Origin of the sequence: Flavobacterium album, from assembly GCF_003096035.1 — a bacterium.
Classification (GTDB): Bacteria; Bacteroidota; Bacteroidia; order Flavobacteriales; family Flavobacteriaceae; genus Flavobacterium; species Flavobacterium album.
In genome coordinates this window covers 301,885-322,346 of record NZ_CP029186.1, presented here as the reverse complement: position 1 = coordinate 322,346, position 20,462 = coordinate 301,885, and the positions used below count along the sequence as shown (strand labels likewise).

The window sequence follows — 20,462 nt, the reverse complement described above, 5'->3', positions numbered from 1 at the left end:
TCTAAAAATCCAATGATCTAACAGTCCAACAATCTAAAGAAGCCCCGCCCTTTTCAGCAATGCGTCAGGCTTTGGTTCGTGCCCGCGGAAGCGCTTGTATAAAAGCATTGGGTGCTCTGTGCCGCCTTTAGAAAGTACGTTATTTTTAAAGCTCATCGCGGTCTCTTTATCAAAAATACCTCTTTCGAGGAAGAGCTCAAAAGCATCTGCATCCAGTACCTCCGCCCACTTGTAACTGTAGTATCCGGACGAATACCCGCCCTGGAAGATATGCGAGAACGCCGTGCTCATGGCATTTTCCTTTACATCGGGATACAATTGCGTTGTGGCGAATTGCTCCGTTTCAAAGGCTTTCAGGTCGGTTATGCCACTTGGGTCGGCGCTGTGCCATCCCATGTCCAGCAAGCCGAAGCTCAGCTGGCGCATTGTAGCCATGCCTTCCTGGAAACTTGCACTCTCTTTTATTTTGTTGATGTATTCCATAGGGATCATCTCGCCGGTCTGGTAGTGATGTGCAAAAAAGGCCAATGCTTCCGGCTCATAGCACCAGTTTTCCATCACCTGGCTTGGCAGCTCCACAAAATCCCAATATACACTAGTGCCAGAAAGGCTCGGGTAGACTGTATCGGCCAGCATGCCGTGCAGCGCGTGCCCAAATTCATGGAACAGCGTTGTCACTTCATTAAATGTGAGCAGCGACGGCTTAGTTTCTGTAGGCTTGGTAAAGTTGCACACGATCGAAACATGCGGCCTTTCGTTCACGCCGTCCTTTACGTACTGCGACTTAAACGAGGTCATCCACGCGCCGTTGCGTTTCCCTTTTCTTGGAAAGAAATCGGCGTAGAAAATCGCGACAAGGTTTCCATTTTCATCTCTTACTTCGTAAGTTGTAACGTCCTTATGGTAGGTGTCAATGTCCTTTACTTCGTCAAACTTCAATCCGTACAGTTTTCCGGCAATGGTAAACGCGCCGTTCAGTACATTTTCCAGCTTAAAATACGGTTTCAGCTTCTCATCATCAAGATTGAAGAGCTTTTGCTTTAGTTTTTCAGAATAGTAAGCGCCATCCCACTTCTCAAGGTGGTCAAGCCCGTCTGTTTCTTTTGCGAAAGCGGTCAGTTCGGCAAATTCCCTTTCGGCTGCAGGCTTCGCTTTGGCTAACAGGTCCTGCAGGAACGACTTCACTTTCTCCGGGCTTTCGGCCATGCGCTCTTCCAATACAAAATCAGCATGCGATTTATAACCCAAAAGGTTGGCACGCTCATGGCGCAGTTGCGCTATCTTTAAAACAATCTCACGGTTGTCAAACTCATTCCCCTGAAAAGCCTTTGCTCCAAAAGCAATTGCCAGTTCCTTACGCAGTTCACGGTTATCGGCATAGGTCATGAAGGGTACGTAGCTCGGGTAATCCAGCGTGAATACCCAGCCCTCTTTTTCAAGGCTCATAGCCAGCTCGCGGGCGGCTTCTATTGTCCCTTCCGGTAGTCCGGACAGGTCTTTTTCGTCGGTAATATACAGTTGGTAGGCATTGGTTTCCGCTAAAACATTTTCTCCAAAATGCAGGCTAAGCCGGGAAAGCTCCTTGTCAATCTCACGAAGTCGTGTTTTCTTGTCTTCCGCAAGGTTGGCGCCATTGCGCGAAAAGCCTTTGTATTTCTTTTCGAGCAAAGTGGTTTGTTCCGGTGTAAGGTTCAGCAAATCCCTTTTGTCATAAACAGCTTTTACACGCTCAAACAACTCTTTGTTCAGGCGAACGTCATTGCCGAATTCCGAGAGCAGGGGCGACACTTCCATCGCGATCTTTTGTATCTCATCATTGGTTTCCGCCGAATGTAGGTTAAAGAATATCGATGAGGTACGTTCCAGAACCTCGCCGCCGAATGACATGGCTTCAATGGTGTTCTCGAAAGTCGGCTCCTCAGGGTTAGCAACAATAGCATCAATTTCCTTGCGCGCAATTTCAATTCCTTCTTTAAAAGCAGGCATGAAATCTTCGGTCTTTATCCCACTAAATGGTGCGGTATCGTGTTTTGTGGTAAATTTTTGTGTGAGTAAGTTCATGGTTATATTTGCCCGTAGTATTTACGGATCTCTTTTCTGATTGAATTTTTTTATCGATTCTTGTAATGTTACTTTTTAAGCCGTCTCTCTTTGAAATCCTCCCACGAAATCCTTTCACCCCTGTCAAGTTGTTCAAGTCCGTATTGTATTTCAAGCTTTTCATCCTCCGACAATTCGTCATAGAAGTCAGTCTGCTCATTTTTGAGAAATTGAATTGCTTTTACAATAAGTTCAGCATCATCCAGGTCAAGGACAATTTGTATCAACTCTATTTTTGCAGCATTTATATCCATAGCTTATCTTTTACAAAAACTATTCCTTATTCCTCAATCCCTCCGAAGCCTTATTCACCGCTTCTTTCAGGCTTAATTTGTATGCTATCATTTTTGCCTGCACGATCTTGTCGTGGCTGCCTATTATCTGTGCGGCAAGTATCCCTGCATTTTTCGCGCCATTTAAAGCCACGGTAGCTACAGGAACGCCGCCCGGCATTTGCAGTATAGATAAAACGCTGTCCCAACCATCAATGGAGTTGCTGGATTTTACCGGTACACCAATCACAGGCAGCGGACTCATAGAGGCCACCATTCCCGGCAAATGCGCTGCACCACCGGCTCCGGCAATAATAACCGAAATACCTTTTATATGTGCATCTTTACTAAATTCAAACAATTTCTCCGGCGTACGGTGCGCCGATACAATATCGATCTCCGTTGTAATCCCGAATTCCTTCAATATATCTATGGCATCCTGCATTACCGGCATATCCGATATGCTGCCCATTATCACTGCTACTTTCATAACTTCAGGTTTAGGGTTCCGGGTTTAGGGTTCCGGGTTAACTCTGAACCCAAAACTCCAAACCCGGAACAATTTATGCTATAACTCTAATTGTATTCTTTACTTCCTCAGCAATTCTCCTTGCCTGCTCAATATCTTTGTTCACTATCGTCACATGCCCCATTTTGCGGAACGGCCTTGTTTGTTTCTTACCGTATATGTGGGGTGTAACGCCGTCCAGCTTCATTATCTTGTCAATGTTCTCATACACTACGTTCCCGCTGTAGCCTTCCTCGCCCACAAGGTTCACCATGATCCCGGCGGCCTTGCTATCAGTATTGCCCAACGGCAGGTCGAGTATTGCGCGTAAGTGTTGCTCGAATTGCGATGTGTAGCTTGCTTCAATAGAATAATGCCCGCTGTTATGTGGACGTGGGGCAACTTCATTTACTAAAATTTCATCGTCTATGGTCTGGAACATTTCTACGGCCAGCAATCCCACATGGTCGAAATGCTCTGATACCTTCAATGCAATAGCACGTGCTTTTTCAGACACTACATGGTCTATCCGTGCCGGGCATATCACATACTCCACCTGGTTGGCCTCTGGATGGAATTCCATTTCCACCACCGGGTACGTTTTTATCTCTCCCGACGGGTTGCGTGCCACGATAACCGCCAACTCATTTTTAAAGGGCACCATCGCCTCGGCAATGCATTGCACATCCGGCAGGCTCTCCAAAGTTTCAGCATTGCGGACTACTTTAACGCCCATGCCATCGTACCCGCCTTCGGTGCTTTTCCATACAAAAGGCATTATAATATGCTTTTCTTCGACAGCTCGTATAAGTTCGGCCAGCGTTTCAAACCTGCGGTAATCGGCAGTAGGGATTTTATGATGAGCATAAAAATCCTTCTGTGTCCCTTTGTTCTGGATGAGGTTCAGCGTCTTTGGCGATGGGTACACCTGTATGCCTTCCGCCTCCAGCTTTTCGAGGGCGGTAACGTTTACATGCTCTATTTCAAAGGTCAGCACGTCTACCTGCTTGCCAAAGTTGTACACGGTGTCATAATCCATAAGGTCGCCTTTAAAGAATTGGTTGCAGCCAATTTTGCACGGCGCCTCATCGCTCGGGTCGAGCACATACGTCTGTATGTCGAATTTCCGGGTCTCCGTCAGCAGCATCTTGCCAAGCTGGCCGCCGCCCAGTATCCCCAGTTTAAAATCAGAAGAAAAATAGTTCATTGTTGTGTTGTTGTTTCAATGCCAAAGATACTATTTATTACTAAAAATTAAGTCACATGTGGTATAAAAACCGGGTTATGAACCTGCCTGCCACAGGTAGGTGCGCTGCAAAAACGCACACATTTCCTTTGTAGTATTTTTACGATAATTTTAGCATTTTCAAGCTTTCCGTATTTGAAATTATGCGTATTTTAGAGGTTCACTAATCCGCACCTGCGGATACAAATGTTTACGTATGAGATTAACCGTAGAAAGAAAACCGGCAAAAGTACTTCCCGATACACGACGCGTGATCGCACGCTTTTTTTTCAATGGTGAAGAAAGGGCTGTCGAACTGCTGAAAAAAATACTGGCTCTTGATAAAGAAGAAACCTTCGGCCTGATTTCGCCCCTGTTGCAGGATTTTTCGAAAAGGCACAGGAGCATCACAAAAAAACTTTTCCGCCATTGCGAGCGCGTAAAGAGATATATTGCCATGGCAGGTGGCGACTTCGAAAAGCTTGACGATTACACAAAGCTGCTGATCGGATCCTATTTTACCCATGAGTATTCCATCGAATCGGCAGCCTTCTTTAACCCGTCCATAGTGCCGGACCCTGACCAGTCCAATCTTGAGGAAGGGCAGCTGCGCGTTATCATCAGCTTCCGTGCGGTGGGCGAGGGACACGTGTCCTCAGTGGTGTTCCGCCGGGCGATGATCGACAGGAACAATGATATTATAGTAATGCCTGCGGGGAACTATATCGATGAGGCCGACAAGATACACAACATCATCTACCATAAACGCCTTTTCCTTAAAAAAGCGCAGGAGGCCGATATAAATGGCGGATTCCTGGAAATGGTCACAAACCAGCTTGAAGACCGTTTCGACTATGAGCAGCTTAAAAAGGTAGTGCTCGAAGCCCGCCAAAAAACAGATGATCCCGTTGTCATAAGGCAATATAACCTTCTGCTGGCGCTTTCCGACAGCTACAGGAGGATAAGTTTTTCAAAAGATACTGATATCAGCGATCGCGTGATTTTCCCGATATCCGACTTTGAGTCGAAAGGTATCGAGGATGCCCGCTTTGTAAAATTTACCGATGATAATGGCAAGGCGGTTTATTATGCCACCTATACGGCCTATGATGGCGTGCACATCATGCCAAAGCTGCTGAAGACCACCGATTTTTACGAATTCAAGACCAGCCCGCTCAATGGGACAGGGGCCAAGAACAAAAATCTGGCGCTGTTTCCCCGTAAGATCAACGGCAAGTATGCCATGCTTTCCCGGATTGATGGCTGGAACAACTACCTGATGTATTCCGACAATATCAACGAATGGGAAAACCCTATCAAGATACAGGGGCCTGAATACCATTTTGAATTTGTGCAGATAGGCAACTGCGGCTCACCTATAGAAACCGAATACGGATGGCTCGTAATAACACATGCCGTGGGACCAATGCGCCGCTACACAATTGGGGCGTCGCTGCTGGACATACATGACCCGTCTATAGAGATTGGCAGGCTGCGCGACCCGCTCATAGTGCCGAACCCGGACGAGCGCGAAGGCTATGTGCCGAATGTTGTTTATTCCTGCGGGTCGGTGATCCATAACGGAGAGCTGATACTCCCGTACGGCCATTCCGACCACAGTTCCGGTTTTGCAACGGTGAATATACGGACACTACTCGACAGGCTTCGTAATGGAGGGTAGGTTTTTTTAGTTTTCAGCCTGCATGCCGGCAAAGGCAGGTCGCAGCCACAGTTTTTTGAAAGCAGTATGTCATTTATGTTTTGTCAGTCGTTAACGTTTGTCGCATCGGGCGCAGCGTGTCTGCCGATAGGCAGGTCGCGATGCACTGTGAGTTTAAATTAAGATTATTTATCCAAAACCTACTGCCTTTGTAGTAAAACAAGACCTTTGAAACTAATAAAAAATAAAGCATCATAAATTGGAAGAGGTTACGGAAAAAGGATTTTTTGGCAAAAATCCTGCGCTAAGGCTAAAGGAATTCCGCTTGTTTCTCACTGTGCGCTTCGGGCTCATTTTTACCCTTAACATGCAGTCTACCATCATTTATTATTGGGTGTACCACATTACCAATGATAAGCTGGCACTCGGTTTCGTTGGCCTTGCCGAGGTAATACCTGCCATAGGCTGTTCGCTGTTTGCCGGCCACTTTGTCGACCTTAGCGAAAAGCGCAAGATGGTGCTGTTCTGTATTACGAGCTACATCATAACCGGTACCTGCCTGTTCACGCTGACCACCTCTTACGCTTTTGCCGAATTGGGCATGCACACCGTGCTATACCTCATTTATTTCTTCGTTTTTTGCGGGGGAATAATACGCACTTTCATGGGGCCTTCTATGTTCTCATTGTTCGGGCTTGTGGTTCCCAGGGAACATTTTCCCAACGGCACAAGCTGGAGCAGCATGGCCTGGCAAACAGGCGCTATGCTCGGCCCATTGGCAGGCGGGCTTATGATAGCCATGAACGGTATAGTCAACGGTATGTTTGCTGTTATCGTTATACAGGTACTGCTCCTTTTTCCAATGCTTGCTATTAAGCGCAAGCCTATCCTCAAGCAGGAGAAAGAACCCTTTCTTCAAAGCCTTTCGCAGGGTATAAAATTTGTTGTCAAAACGCCGGCCCTTTTCGGGGCGCAAATGCTGGACATGTTCTCCGTGCTGTTTGGTGGTGCGGTCGCCCTGCTGCCGGTGTACCAAAAAGAGATATTGCATGTAGATGAGGTTGGTTTCGGTCTGCTGCGTTCTGCGCCGGGAATAGGGGCGTTGCTCACACTTGGCCTTTTGGCATTCCTGCCGTTAAAGACCTATCCGGGAAGAAAATTATTTATCGCAGTAACCGGCTTTGCGCTCTGTATCATTGGCTTCGGGCTTTCTACCAATTTTATATTGTCCTTTGCCATGCTGCTTTTATCAGGTATGTTCGATGCTGTCAGCGTAGTCATCCGCAGTACGATATTACAACTTGTTACGCCCGATCATATGCGCGGGCGTGTAGCCTCGGTAAACACCATTTTTGTAAGCTCCAGCAACGAGTTGGGCGATTTCGAAAGCGGTGTCATGGCGCACTGGCTGGGTACGGTGCGTGCCGTTGTAGTCGGCGGTTGCCTTACCTTAGGTGTAGTCGCAGTCACATTCTTCGGCGCACCAAAATTGCGAAACTTCAACTACGATAGCGAAGATGAGGCCTCACCCCAGCCCTCTTCAAAGGAGAAGGAGTAGCTACACTCGTGCCTTTTGTAGTCATGAATGATCTTTTTCTTTGGAAAAATCCGCGGTCATCCGCTCGATCCGCGTCATCCGCGTTCCATTTTAATCAGCCTCCACTATCGGTTTATCCACATCTACAAACTCCCCTTCCGATTTAGAAATAACAATAGTCGCTACCCCATTCCCAATAAAATTGGTAATCGCCCGTGCCTCGCTCATAAACTTATCCACACCCAAAAGGAACGCCAGCCCCTCTACAGGGATCTTGTGAATAGCTGTCAATGTAGAAGCCAGTACGATAAATCCGCTTCCCGTCACACCCGCCGCACCTTTGGAGGTCAGCATCAGCAAGCCTATTACAGTAACTATTTCCCCAAAAGTCAGGTGTACATTATAAAGCTGCGCCAGGAATATCACGGCCATCGAAAGATAGATCGAAGTTCCATCCAGGTTGAACGAATAGCCCGTAGGCACCACCAACCCGACAACCGATTTGCTGCAGCCCATCTTTTCGAGCTTTTCCATCAGGTTGGGCAACGCACTTTCAGATGATGACGTGCCTAAAACAATAAGTAGCTCAGCCCTTATGTACTTTATGAACGTAAAAATATTCTGTTTGTAATACTTCATGATGCTGCCCAGTACCACAAAAATGAATATTGCCATGGTAATATAAACTGTCAGCATCAGTTTGCCTAACGGGATCAGCGTGTGCAGCCCGAATTTACCCACGGTAAACGCCATTCCGCCGAATGTCCCGAGTGGCGCAAGGTACATTACCCATTTTAACGCCAGAAATACATATTTCGAGCAGGTATATAAAACGCCGATAGCCTGTTCCCGCTTTTTATAATAATTGAGCGCAACACCAACGATTATCGCAGCGAGCAACACTTGTAGTGTAATATTGTCCAGAAAAAACTGCAGCCAGCTGAAAGCTTTTGCGTCCTGGGTGTATTTTGACGGGTTCTGCATATTCAGCCCGGCTTTGTCAATTTTTCCCGGCTCCATAAAATAAGCGACCGTAACGCCAATAGCTAATGCAAACGTGGTAACTACTTCAAAATAAATAAGCGATTTCAACCCGATCCGTCCCACCTTTTTAAGGTCGCCCATACCGGCAATACCCAAAACGATCGTCAGGAAAATGATAGGCGCAATGAATACCTTGATGACCTTCACGAACCAGGTGCCGATAATTTCCATTTTCACAGCCGTGGCCGGATAAAAATGCCCGAGCAATATGCCTGCAAGTATCGCGATCAGTACCCAAAAGGTAAGGTTGGTAGTTATCCTGAAGAGCAGGCTTTGTTTTGGTTGCGGAATGTCGTCAATAGGTTTCATCGTGCCGAAGATAAGATTTTATCTTCAATAAGATTGTCAGATGTTGCATTACACCACTCTGTGTCGTATCAATAAGGAATATGATGAACACCGTTGTAGAGACGTTGCACTGCAAAGTCTGACGAGAAGTAATAACTAAAGTGTTATCCTCCTCAAAATATCCTTCGCAGCACCTTTATAAGCCGCCGTATGCTTCACCGAATCTTCCGAAAGTATCCGTTGCAATTCCGGGTATATCCAGTCCTCTTTTTTGCCGATAAGGAAAAGCGCCCTCATAGCGTATGCTTTCGCAGCGACTTTCCCATTCGGGTCGATGAGCCAGTCAAAGCAGGCTTCTGTTATCTGTTCAGAATGCTTTGCAGAAAGGAGATGCTGTTTTTGATGCCGGGTTACCGCAAACAGGCAGATCTTGGAGATCGAACGTATTGCACCCTCATGCGTGTAGGTTGAAAGCATAATGCAAAAATCATCAAGGTGTGGGGCCAGCCATTCAATCTTTGCTTCCATCACCAGTTCCAGAATCCAGCAGGCCTTGTGGTAGCTATTATCTTTTTTGTCGAAAGCAATGTGCAGCAGGTCGGGCAGCAATTCCGGGTTGTCCAGCACCTGTCCCGAAAGCAGATCGCGAATGGGGCGGTGGGCGGTGCTGTTTACGATGCTATTATAAAACTGCTGGTCCAAAGGGAGATGATTTGAAAACGAAAATACGAAAATTTACGCCTTGTCATTCTGAACGTAGCTTGCGGAGTGAAGAATCTTTGTTTGATAAAGATGCTTCCGTCGTCAGCATGACAAACTAAAACGAATAACTCACCGACACATTCCCATAATAATTTACCGGCAGCCCCGGATAATAATACCGAGGCGAGGCTCCGTTAACCCCCGTGGCATTAACCAGCACCATTGATGCATAGCGGGTATCGGTAGCATTATTCACCCCTGCCGATATATGCGCCAGAAACCCTTTGAACAGCTCATGCCGCCAACCCGCTTTCGCGTTCAGCAGGTTGTATCCATCTGCATAAAGCGAATTAGCATCATTCAATGGGAGCCTGTCCACATAATAATAGTCAGCAGAAAGGTAAAGCCCTTTTGGGATAAGCAATGTAAAGCCTGCATTGATCTTGTTATTAGGAACACCCGTCAGGTTGTTATCCGAATAATCAATACCATTATTCACGAACTCCTTAAATTCATATTTCCCAATAGAAGCGGCAGCATAAGGACGCAAAGCAAGGTCGGTTCCCAATTGCCAGTTATAATTTAAGGATGCCTCAATGCCCTGGTGCAATGTCTCACCCGCATTCACACCAACATACTGGTCGTTGCCCACGCGCTGTGCCACAAGCAGGTCTTTTATCTGCATCCTGTATAAAGAAATTTCGGCATAGAGGTTTTTATCCAAAAGGTAAAATTTACCTCCGACTTCAAAGTTATAGCCGTTCTCGGGTTTGATGTTTGGGTTGATGGTACCGTTTGCGGTCAATGTTTCCTCAATAGCCGGAAGCGAAAACCCGCGGCTCACCGAGGCATAGACCGTCTGCCATTTCGAAGGCTTGTACAGTAGCGAAACCTGGGGTGACCAGATGCCTTTGTAGCTGTAGCTTTCGGAAGATGTAGCCTCAGCAGGGAAAGTGTTATCCAATTCAAACTGCGTCTTGTTGTAATTCAGCCCGGCCTGCATTTCAAACTTTCGCGAAAGCTGTACCCGCAGCTGCGCAAACGCATTGATGAAGTCGCGCTTTTGTTCGGAACCCGTCAGTCTGTCGCCCTGGAGCGAACCCTGTCCGTTGTTGTCTTGATAAAGGTTGGCATACGTTCCGCCTTTAAATCCGTCATTGAAATATTCCAGCCCGGCAATGAACTGCGACTTCATCTCCCTCAATTTAAAATCACCGAAAAAATGCGTGCGCGCTCCCCATGCTTTAGTATCCTGCGTAAGGATATCAAAAGGGCGGGGCTCATAACTCTGCTTAAAGTTTACGAATACCGAAGTGGAATTCTTCAGCCAGTTTGTGGCCTTCCAGTCATACGCCAGTCCGCCCAGATACGAATCGTATTGTTCATATCCTTTGGAAGCGTTCCATGTAAAGGCTGCCGCCCTCGGATTATTCTCAAAAGTTGCCTTATCAATAGAACTCGGAATAAAGGCTTTCATATAGGTATAGTTCCCAAAGTACGTAAGCTTGCTGTTCTCTCTCCGAAACAGTTCGCCAGCAAGCGTAACGCCCTCACGGTTGTAAGCGCTGTTATCCCGGTAGCCGCCCGTTTCTAATTTATGGTAACTCAGGTTCAGGCTGGCAGTTTCGGTATTAAGGCTGTAGCCAATGGTGTTTTTCATCAATCCGAACGACCCATGTGTGCTGCTGACCCGCCCGGTGCTTCCCGATGCTGCTGCGAGTTTTGGCGAAAGCAAAATAGCTCCACCGAGTCCCGCGCCATATAGGCTGGAAAGCGGCCCTTTAATGACTTCCACCTGGTCGATAATCTCAAGGTCGATGTCTTCAATGGTAGTCTCGCTGTCACCTGATGTCAAAGGAATACTGCCATAAAATGCCCGTATCTTATTAGTGCCGTAAGGCGTTCGTGCCCCGATGCCGCGAATGGAAATGCGGTTGGTATTGATGCCGCCCGACTGCATGAAAACGCCCGGCAGCGTATTCAGTACCGGCGAAATATCCGAGAGGTTATTCCGCTGTAGCTGAGCAGCAGACAATACACCAATAGAGGCAGGTGCATTCAGCAGGCTGTCGTTGACGTGGTAATTGCTAATTATAACTTCCTGCAATGTGTTTTTTGCGGGAATGCTGTCAGCAGGTTGTTGCGCAAAAGCATTTATAGTAAAGAAAAAAAATAGTAGCAGTAGTTTTTTTAGCATGGCATAAAGCTAAACAAATAGGATAGATAATTTAACCACATAGATACATAGGTTTCATAGTTCTTGAAGGAGACAGAGTCACACATAGTTTGAAGCTACGCTTCATCTATGTATGCTTATGCAATCCTTAAATATAAATTTCCACTAAAAAGCCTATGTGCCTATGTGGTTAAATGCAGCTCAATTTTATTATTTGGAATTGTCTTTTGGAATTTATTTTGAGGCACTCACTCTCCAAATCGTATTCCCCGCATCATCATTCACCAATAGCGAACCATCATTCATCACGGTTACATCCACAGGGCGTCCCCAGACTTCCGCTTTTTTCTCATCGGCAATGAAACCGGTAAGGAAATCCTGCGGCGGCCCTGACGGTTTGCCGTCTTTAAACGGTATAAAGATCACTTTATAACCGCTTAGTATAGAGCGGTTCCATGAGCCATGCTGCCCTACAAAAGCGCCATTTTTATATTGCGCAGGAAAAGCATCTTTAGTATAAAAAGCGAGCCCTAATGATGCAGTATGGCTTCCTACAGGAACATCGGGCACAATAGCTTTGGTAACAAGGTCTTTACCCTGTCCCTTCATGCGGGGGTCTTCTATCTTGCCATAGTAAGAGTAAGGCCATCCGTAAAAACCGCCTTCTTTTACACTGGTTATATAATCGGGTACGAGCTCGTCGCCCAGCTCATCGCGCTCGTTAACGGCTGTCCACAATTCCTTATTGGCAGGGTTCCAGTCCATGCCTACAGGATTTCTAAGTCCGCTGGCAAAAACACGCTCTCCGGTGCCATCCGGGTTTATTTCCAGGATATTGGCTCGGCGTACTTCGTGATCCATCCCATGCTCAGCAACGTTGCTTGATGATCCTACAGAGATGTATATCTTAGAGCCATCGGCATTCGTCAAGAGGTTTCGGGTCCAGTGGTTGTTGTATCCTTTTGCCGGCAGGTCGACAATTTTTTCACCTTTGCCCTGCAGTTTCATATCGCCATCTTTGTAAGGATAGCGGTACAGCCCGTCGGTATTGGCAATGTAAAAATAATTCTTCAGGATAAGCATCCCGTAATTCTGGTTCAGGTCCTCAGCAAAAACAGCGCGTGTTTCATAAGTGCCGTCTTTATCTTTATCGCGCAATACCGTGATCTGGTCGGCGCTGCCACTGGTGCCCGATTCTGCTACAAAAATATCCCCATTCGGTGAGATATAAGTGTTGCGCGGATTCTTCAGGTCTCCCGCAAATTTAGTTACGGTAAACCCTTCAGGGGCCTTTGGTGTCTGCCCTTCCGGCCAGTCGGCCATGCTGTTCTTTTTTGTTGCCGATTCTGTGCTAAAGGGGGCCGGCAGCGTAAGGTCGCCAATAGCTGTTTTTACAGTAGTGCTGCCTTCGGCTTTGGCCTCCTGCTTTTCTTCTTTGGTAACGCGGTCTTTTTTGCACGAGCCAAGTGTTGCCAGGGCAATAAGTGCCAGTGTGATATACGATGTTTTCATGGTAAAAGTAATTCGGTTATTCAATGCATAACGAATTTACCCATTTGCGTTCCCAAACCCTTGACTATTAGCGGTAATTTAACATTCATAAAAATATTACAAATTACAGGCGTATAATTTATCAGCTATCAGCGAATTAGTATATTTGCAAATTATTCCAAATCATTAAATTAATAGGGTGATACAGCTTCACGACAAACATTTTGTGCCATTTATTACTGCAGAAGATATTGATGCAGTAGTTATGCGGATGGCAAAACAGGCGGAATCCGACCTGAAAGACGAAACCCCGGTCTTCATTGGTGTGCTCAATGGTGCATTCATGGTAGTGTCCGACTTTGTAAAACATTACGATGGCCCCTGCGAAGTGAGCTTTGTAAAGCTGGCTTCCTATGAAGGTACCGAAAGCACCGGCGAGATAAAGCAACTCATCGGCCTCAGCCAGAGCCTTGAAGGCAGAAGTGTAGTCATTATCGAGGATATCGTAGACACCGGCAATACTATTGTAGAGCTTAAAAAAATGTTTGAAAGCCAGAACGTGAAGCAGCTGAAGATCGCCACACTGTTCTTTAAGCCGGAAGCGTATACTAAAGACATCGCGCTGGATTACATTGGCTTCGAGATCCCCAATAAGTTCATCGTGGGCTACGGCCTGGATTACGACGGGCTGGGGCGCAACCTACCTGAAATTTATCAATTACAATCATAACACAACCTAACTACTACAATGATCAATATCGTACTATTCGGAAAGCCGGGTGCAGGCAAAGGGACACAAGCCGAATTTTTAAAGACAAAATACAACCTGACACATATTTCTACAGGCGATGTGTTCCGTTACAACCTGAAGAATAATACCGAACTTGGCCGTCAGGCAAAGGTTTACATGGATAAAGGCGACCTGGTTCCGGATGAGCTTACGATAAAAATGCTGCAGGATGAGGCCGAAAAACATCCGGATACTGCCGGATTCCTATTTGACGGATTTCCGCGTACGATCGCACAGGCAGAAGCGCTGGACACCTTTCTGGAATCGAAAGGCTGGAAGGTAGATGCAACTGTTGGCCTTGAAGCCGATGATGAAGTATTGGTGCAGCGCCTGCTTGAAAGGGGCAAGACCAGCGGCAGGCCGGACGACCAGGATGAAAACCTTATAAGGAACCGCTACCAGGAGTACAATGAAAAGACGGCGCCGCTGATGGAGTACTACAGGAAACAGGGTAAATTCCACGGTGTGGACGGCATCGGCGAAATAGCTGAAATTACAGATCGATTAAGTACAGTGATCGATACGCTTAACTAAAAATTCCACCATTGGAAATAGCCATAATATTATTTCTTATTATTCTTAACGGCGTGTTCTCCATGAGCGAGATCGCACTGATCTCTGCCCGTAAGAACCGCCTCGAAATGGCTGCTAAAAAGGGTAATGCCAGCGCACAGGCTGCGCTCGACCTTGCCAACTCGCCCAACAAATTCCTCTCTACGGTACAGATAGGCATAACGCTCATCGGTATCCTGACCGGTATTTACAGCGGCGACAAAGTAACTGACGACGTACGGGTTTTCATAGAGCAATTCCCGGTACTGAAGCCTTATGCAGAGAACATCTCTGTTGGGATCGTGGTAGTGATACTGACTTTCTTCTCGCTGGTGCTTGGTGAGCTGCTTCCAAAAAGGATAGGCCTCAATTACCCCGAAAGCATTGCAAAAGCCATGGCACTGCCGATGAAGTATATTTCCATCATCACAGCGCCTTTTATATGGATGCTGACCACTACGACCGACTTCCTGCTGAAGATATTCAGTATACGTCCAACGGCTGACGGGAAAGTGACGGAAGAGGAAATTAAGGCGATCATTAAAGAAGGTACCGAAGGCGGTGAAGTACAGGAGATAGAGCACGATATCATGGAGCGGGTTTTCCATATCGGTGACAGGAAAGTGAACTCGCTTATGACCCACAGGAAATCGGTGGCGTATCTTTCTACGGGATCTGATAATGCCGGCATACGCGATATAATGCTGCAGGAGCTGCACTCGGTATACCCTGTATGTGAAGGGACAAGCCTGGACGACGTGATAGGCATTGCCTTACTGAAAGATATCTTTGCTAATTTTGACAAGCCTGATTTCAGGCTGAAAGACATTGTAAAAGAACCGGTGTACCTGATTGAGCATACCTCTGCCTATAAAGCATTGGAAATATTTAAAAAAACCAAGGTGCATTATGCCCTGGTGACAGATGAATACGGTATTTTCCAGGGGATAATAACCCTGAACGATATATTGGAAGCCCTCGTGGGCGATGCGGCCGATTTTTATCATGACGAATTCCAGCTGGTAGCCAATGAAGACGGCACGTGGCTGGTAGACGGGCATTATCCGCTGCACGACTTCCTGACGTACTTCGACCTGGATGAGCTGATCAACGATTATGAAGTGACCACCGTAAGCGGCCTCATTATGACCGAGTTGTCCTACATCCCGAAAGAAGGCGAAAAACTGGCATGGCACCTGTTTGAGCTGGAAGTAGAAAAAATGGACGGCGTGAAGATCGATAAGGTGAAAATACGGTCTTTAAAAGAATAAGTTGAATGTTTAAACGTTGAAAGTTTAAATTTTCTGTAAGAATAAAAACAAGTTTTAGGGGAAGTTAAAAGTGCTGATTGGCAACTTTAAACTTTAAACTTTAAACTTTAAACTAAAAAAATGACAGAAGGAAATTTTGTAGATTATGTAAAGATATATGTATCCTCCGGAAAAGGGGGTAAGGGATCTACGCATTTACACAGGGAAAAATTTATTGAAAAAGGTGGCCCGGACGGCGGAGACGGCGGCCGTGGGGGGCATGTGTACCTTGTAGGCAATAAAAGCCTTTGGACATTGTTTCACTTAAAGTTCGCGCGCCACATTAAGGCGACCCATGGCGGCGATGGCGGAAGCGCACGCAGTACCGGTGCCGATGGTGAGGACAAATATATTGAGGTGCCGTTGGGTACTGTGGTAAAGGACCAGGAAACCGGTGAGGTGCTTTTTGAAATTACCGAAGACGGTGAAAAGCAAATATTGGTAAAAGGCGGCAAGGGCGGACTGGGCAACTGGCATTTCCGCAGTTCGACCAACCAGACCCCGAGGTATTCCCAGCCGGGTATGCCGGCCGAGGAAAAGGATGTACTGCTAGAGTTGAAGGTGCTTGCCGATGTGGGCCTTGTAGGCTTTCCGAATGCGGGCAAATCAACATTGCTTTCGGTACTGACATCTGCCAAGCCAAAGATCGCAGATTATCCGTTCACGACACTAAAACCAAACCTTGGTATCGTTGCCTACAGGGATTACCAATCCTTTGTAATGGCAGATATACCGGGAATCATAGAAGGCGCTGCCGAAGGCAAAGGGCTTGGTCACTACTTCCTTCGCCATATCGAAAGGAACTCGACACTGCTGTTCCTTATCCCGGCTGATGCTGATGATATTAAAGAACAATACGAGATATTGCTGGATGAGCTCCGACGCTATAATCCCGAAATGCTGGATAAAGACAGGTTGGTTGTCATTTCTAAATCCGATATGCTGGATGACGAGCTGAAAGCTGAACTGAAACAGGTGCTGGATAAAGAATTTAAAGGCATTCCGTATATGTTCATATCATCAGTGGCCCAGCAGGGGTTAACCGAATTAAAAGACAAGTTGTGGCAGATGCTTAATAATTAAAGTTGGTGGCATAAAGCGAATTCACGTTTAAGACTTTTCACACAAATTGTATTAGTGTCTTTCGGTGTTTGTTGAAATGTTGAAAAGTTTGGGAAACAAGTTCCTTTAGTATTGGAATAAATTGTTTTTTTGCAGCAAAAACCAACATTAATGAAAAAAATCAACGTTCTGCTATTAGCGGCTTTTTTGGCGGCCGCGTGCAGTGACAGTAGCTCGGATGTGACCAATCCTGCGAATCCAAACAACCCGGAAAACCCCGGCGATACCGAAAATCCAGGCAATCCTATTGTCAATAAAGGCGAAATCGTAGATAACTATCTTGATGTAGCTGAACGAACCTATGATGGCGCCTACTACAGCTTTCTATCTTTATCAAGCTCTTTGACTTCACTTCATGTCTATGTTGACACACGGGAACAGCAGTTTGCGAACTGCCAGTCCCAATGGCGCACAGCTATGGGTGAGTATATGAAAACACTGCCAATAGCGCTTTCAGCCAGGGATTATGCAGGAAGTTCCGCCACACTGCAATACATCGATGTATGGCCTTTAAATGAAGATTATACATTTTCCATCTTTACCGGGACTTCTGCATATCCCCAGATATCAGAAGGTACTGTAAAGCAATGGCACCAGCAGGGCGGACAGGAAAATGTTACCAGAGGTTATCATAGCCTTGAATATTTGCTTTGGGGAGCGGATTATACCGATCCTTCACTAAACCTTCCCGGACAAGCCACTTACCTTGATTTCAACTCGATTGGTACTGAGTCCTGGGCGGGACGGCGGGGCCAGTTGGCAGTAAGCGTGTATAGTACGCTGCTGAAAGACATGCAGTTTTTTTGGTTTGGATGGGAACACGAATCACCAATCATCTATGGGGATATGGTTAACGCAGTTATTGAGCAGGATAATGATGTGGTTATAAAAAACATTTTCCGGGGCCTGGTTCTCGCCACTTCTGAGCTTTCGCAGAAACACCTGCAGCAGCCTTTCGTGTCGGGTAATGATTATACAGAACATTCAAAGTTCAGCGATAATTCACTGACTGATATTAAAAAAGCTTTGGAAGGAATTTCAAACCTTTACTATGGAATTGTACCGCTGTCAGAAACTTTTCCAATGGAAGATGGCGCGGGAGTGGATAGCCTTGTGAGGGCTTCCGACGCAAACCTTGCCAATGAAATAGCTGCAGCTATTACGGCTGCCGGGGCTGCCGTTAATGATATACCGGCACCTTTTGATAATGCAATAGCGACACAAAGCCCAAAGGTAAATGTGGCAATAGCTAAACTCGAATCCCTAAAGCAAAAATTTATAGAAGGGGCTTCCGCAGCCGGCTATACACTCTAAATAAAAATCCCGCTTCTGTGGGATTTTTATTTAGAGGTCAGCTATTACTTCTGTGCAGGGATCCTCAAAACCTGTCCCGGGTATATTTTATTGGGGTCGCTTAGCATGGGTTTGTTAGCTTCGAATATTACATTGTATTTCTGTACATCGCCATAATATTTGCCGGCAATTTTAGACAACGAATCTCCCGATACTACAGTATAATATTGCGATTCCGGTTCCGAAACCGTTACGCGCATTTTATTCTCTACCGATTCAACACCCTGTACATTTCCGACAGCGAGTCCGATCTTCTCGGCATCAGCCTGCGTGTCAACTTCGCCTTCAAGGACTACTTTACCGCCGGTGGCTGATATCTGGATATTCTTGTATGTAAGTCCCAGTTTTTTTACGAATGCCATCAGGTCACTTGCATTTTTGTGCTCCTGCTCCGGTGTCTGTGCATTGCCGCTTAAAATTTTCTCTCCTAATTCTTTCATGAAGGATACTGTGCTCATAGCTTTAGTTTTATAATTGGATATTAAATTTACTAAAGCCCGGCTAACCCGAAAAGCTGTGCTTTTAATTTTAGCAAAGGTTTATGTATAAATCCCAACGGATTCTTAACTATACGTCCCCGATTCTTTTAAAGAAAGCATCCTTGTAGGTATTACCCAACGGGAGCTCTTTCTTTTTTATGAAGACAGAAAAGCTGTCGGTGGTGTCGATCTGCTTTACGGCTACGGCATAGGAGCGGTGTATCTGGATAAAATCGTTAGCAGGCAGCAGGTCGAGGATATTCTTCAGCGAACTGTGGGTAATAACAGTATCATTTACCTTATGGATGCTCACATAATTTTGCAATGCTTCTACATATAATATATCGTCAAGGAAAATTTTGGAGAACTTATTCTTGCCATCAGTTTTGATGAAAAGATAATCCGTAGCAGGGGAGACGGGTGCTGAGGCTGTCTTATTTTCAGGGCTGAGTTTCGACACCGCTTTATAAAACCTTTCAAATGCAATAGGCTTCAGCAGGTAATCGGTAGCATTAAGGTCGAAACCCTCCAATGCAAAATCCGGATAGGCCGTGGTGAATATGACCTTTGTGCTTTCAGGAAGGATCTTAGACAGCTGCAGCCCTGTAAGCTGTGGCATCTGGATATCAAGAAAGATCACATCAACGCTGGTGGCATTCAGGAATTCCAGCGCCTTTAATGAATCGCTGAACACGGCAAGCTTTTCTAAAAAAGGTATGCGCTCCACATACTTCTCAAGAAGGCGGATAGCAGGCGGTTCGTCATCTACAAGTATACAGGTTAGCTTCATGATTGTTTGAGCGGAATCTTTAAATAGGTTGTAAAAATATCATTTTCGGTGGTTTTATCGAGCTTGAAATTTTCACCATACGCATAGCCCAGCCTGTCACTTAAGTTTTTGAACCCTATGCCTGTAGAGGAATAATTCTCTCCCTGTTGTATATGATTTCTCGTCCGTATCTCAAGGCTTCCCCCGGAAATAGTAATATGTATCAAAGCCTGTTTTTCGTTATCATTAATAATCCCGTGCTTGAATACATTTTCTATGAAATGAATTACTACGGCAGGCAGTATCGTTTGGTTTCCGGCATCGCCTTCTACAGAATAAGTAAGGTACATCTGGTTCTCGAACCGTTTTTTCTGTAGCCTGATATAACCATCAATAAACTGTAACTCCTTTTCTAAAGGCACCTGTTCTTTATCGCTTTCGGTAATGATATAACGCAACAAGTCGGAGAGTACCAGCAGGTCGGCTGCGGTTTCCTCGTCTTTTTCTACCCATTCGCTGTAAAAAGAATTCAGCGTATTGAATAAAAAGTGCGGGCTCACCTGCGATTTGAGCAATGCGAACTGGGCATGCCGGTTCTCGATCTCCAGCAACTGGTTTTTCATGCGGTACACGTGTGCCTGCCAGGAAAGATATACAATTACCGAAAGCAATATCGACGGCAGCCCGAAATAGAAATTATCCCTGATGTAATAACCGGGTTGCAATGATTCAGGGGCGTAATTGTGCATTCCTATAATGCTGTAAACGACAACTTCCTCTATCAGATACCTTAATCCGGCAAAAAGGAGTAATGAGGCAGGTACCGAAAGAGCATACAGCAATATCCGCTTCCGGTTGAGAAGATAAGGACAAACGAAGTAGTAATTGAGCAGGTAAATAAGGAATATAGTAAATATATGCGTGAAGCCAAATATCAGGCTAGACATGCTGAGCTCGTCAGTCATGCGGTCGGCTTTGGAACCCATATCCCATCCGGTAAAGAACAGGAATACGGCGACGAACAGCAATATATGGTAATGAAAAGGGATCTTCTGTCTCATAATGATGGATTTTTCCTCAAAAG

The 20,462-nt window shown here is 45.9% G+C and carries 18 protein-coding genes; 7 read left to right on the top strand and 11 right to left on the bottom strand.

The window, feature by feature from the left end:
* Window positions 1-33: 33 nt before the first annotated feature.
* From HYN59_RS01445 to HYN59_RS01430, 4 genes are all read right to left on the bottom strand, one after another.
* Window positions 34-2,061 carry a M3 family metallopeptidase gene (locus tag HYN59_RS01445; protein WP_108776570.1) on the bottom strand — a complete coding sequence of 676 codons (2,028 nt, stop codon included), beginning with the start codon at window positions 2,059-2,061 and terminating at the stop codon, window positions 34-36.
* A 68-nt stretch (window positions 2,062-2,129) separates the two neighbouring features.
* The gene (locus HYN59_RS01440) at window positions 2,130-2,354 is read right to left on the bottom strand and encodes a hypothetical protein (protein ID WP_108776569.1); all 225 of its coding nucleotides are present in this window, start codon (window positions 2,352-2,354) and stop codon (window positions 2,130-2,132) included.
* Window positions 2,355-2,373: 19 nt separating this feature from the next.
* A complete protein-coding gene (gene purE, locus HYN59_RS01435; RefSeq protein ID WP_108776568.1) occupies window positions 2,374-2,862 on the bottom strand; it encodes a 5-(carboxyamino)imidazole ribonucleotide mutase in 489 nt (162 codons plus the stop codon).
* Window positions 2,863-2,935: 73 nt separating this feature from the next.
* Complete coding sequence (locus HYN59_RS01430) at window positions 2,936-4,087, bottom strand: 5-(carboxyamino)imidazole ribonucleotide synthase (protein ID WP_108776567.1); 1,152 nt, start codon at window positions 4,085-4,087, stop codon at window positions 2,936-2,938.
* Window positions 4,088-4,322: 235 nt separating this feature from the next.
* Here HYN59_RS01430 and HYN59_RS01425 point away from each other — a divergent pair, with 235 nt between their 5' ends.
* Both HYN59_RS01425 and HYN59_RS01420 read left to right on the top strand, forming a co-directional pair.
* Complete coding sequence (locus HYN59_RS01425) at window positions 4,323-5,786, top strand: glycoside hydrolase family 130 protein (protein ID WP_108776566.1); 1,464 nt, start codon at window positions 4,323-4,325, stop codon at window positions 5,784-5,786.
* A 238-nt stretch (window positions 5,787-6,024) separates the two neighbouring features.
* Complete coding sequence (locus HYN59_RS01420) at window positions 6,025-7,323, top strand: MFS transporter (protein WP_219928789.1); 1,299 nt, start codon at window positions 6,025-6,027, stop codon at window positions 7,321-7,323.
* Between the two features lie 90 nt (window positions 7,324-7,413).
* On the opposite strand, the gene HYN59_RS01415 is transcribed toward HYN59_RS01420, so the two are convergent.
* From HYN59_RS01415 to HYN59_RS01400, 4 genes are all read right to left on the bottom strand, one after another.
* Window positions 7,414-8,655, bottom strand: coding sequence for a cation:dicarboxylate symporter family transporter (locus HYN59_RS01415; protein ID WP_108776565.1), 1,242 nt, complete (start codon window positions 8,653-8,655; stop codon window positions 7,414-7,416).
* A 135-nt stretch (window positions 8,656-8,790) separates the two neighbouring features.
* Window positions 8,791-9,336, bottom strand: coding sequence for a hypothetical protein (locus tag HYN59_RS01410; protein WP_108776564.1), 546 nt, complete (start codon window positions 9,334-9,336; stop codon window positions 8,791-8,793).
* A gap of 115 nt (window positions 9,337-9,451) precedes the next feature.
* The gene (locus tag HYN59_RS01405) at window positions 9,452-11,533 is read right to left on the bottom strand and encodes a TonB-dependent receptor (protein ID WP_108776563.1); all 2,082 of its coding nucleotides are present in this window, start codon (window positions 11,531-11,533) and stop codon (window positions 9,452-9,454) included.
* A 213-nt stretch (window positions 11,534-11,746) separates the two neighbouring features.
* Window positions 11,747-13,024 carry a PQQ-dependent sugar dehydrogenase gene (locus HYN59_RS01400; RefSeq protein ID WP_108776562.1) on the bottom strand — a complete coding sequence of 426 codons (1,278 nt, stop codon included), beginning with the start codon at window positions 13,022-13,024 and terminating at the stop codon, window positions 11,747-11,749.
* A 178-nt stretch (window positions 13,025-13,202) separates the two neighbouring features.
* Here HYN59_RS01400 and hpt point away from each other — a divergent pair, with 178 nt between their 5' ends.
* From hpt to HYN59_RS01380, 5 genes are all read left to right on the top strand, one after another.
* Entirely contained in the window at window positions 13,203-13,733 is a 531-nt protein-coding gene (gene hpt, locus HYN59_RS18215) for a hypoxanthine phosphoribosyltransferase (protein ID WP_245895634.1), read from the top strand.
* A gap of 18 nt (window positions 13,734-13,751) precedes the next feature.
* Window positions 13,752-14,327: an adenylate kinase gene (locus HYN59_RS18210; protein WP_245895631.1), complete on the top strand. Its 576-nt coding sequence runs from the start codon at window positions 13,752-13,754 to the stop codon at window positions 14,325-14,327.
* A 62-nt stretch (window positions 14,328-14,389) separates the two neighbouring features.
* Window positions 14,390-15,616, top strand: a complete 1,227-nt coding sequence (locus HYN59_RS01390; protein ID WP_245895737.1) for a hemolysin family protein — start codon at window positions 14,390-14,392, stop codon at window positions 15,614-15,616.
* 120 nt (window positions 15,617-15,736) lie between these two features.
* A complete protein-coding gene (gene obgE, locus HYN59_RS01385) occupies window positions 15,737-16,738 on the top strand; it encodes a GTPase ObgE (protein WP_108776560.1) in 1,002 nt (333 codons plus the stop codon).
* 150 nt (window positions 16,739-16,888) lie between these two features.
* The gene (locus HYN59_RS01380) at window positions 16,889-18,091 is read left to right on the top strand and encodes an imelysin family protein (RefSeq protein WP_108776559.1); all 1,203 of its coding nucleotides are present in this window, start codon (window positions 16,889-16,891) and stop codon (window positions 18,089-18,091) included.
* 44 nt (window positions 18,092-18,135) lie between these two features.
* Here HYN59_RS01380 and lysM read toward each other — a convergent pair whose 3' ends face one another.
* From lysM to HYN59_RS01365, 3 genes are all read right to left on the bottom strand, one after another.
* The gene (gene lysM, locus HYN59_RS01375; RefSeq protein WP_108776558.1) at window positions 18,136-18,588 is read right to left on the bottom strand and encodes a peptidoglycan-binding protein LysM; all 453 of its coding nucleotides are present in this window, start codon (window positions 18,586-18,588) and stop codon (window positions 18,136-18,138) included.
* 109 nt (window positions 18,589-18,697) lie between these two features.
* Window positions 18,698-19,399 carry a LytR/AlgR family response regulator transcription factor gene (locus tag HYN59_RS01370; protein WP_108776557.1) on the bottom strand — a complete coding sequence of 234 codons (702 nt, stop codon included), beginning with the start codon at window positions 19,397-19,399 and terminating at the stop codon, window positions 18,698-18,700.
* Complete coding sequence (locus tag HYN59_RS01365; protein WP_108779607.1) at window positions 19,396-20,439, bottom strand: sensor histidine kinase; 1,044 nt, start codon at window positions 20,437-20,439, stop codon at window positions 19,396-19,398. The genes HYN59_RS01370 and HYN59_RS01365 overlap by 4 nt, the downstream gene beginning before the upstream one ends.
* Window positions 20,440-20,462 lie beyond the last annotated feature (23 nt).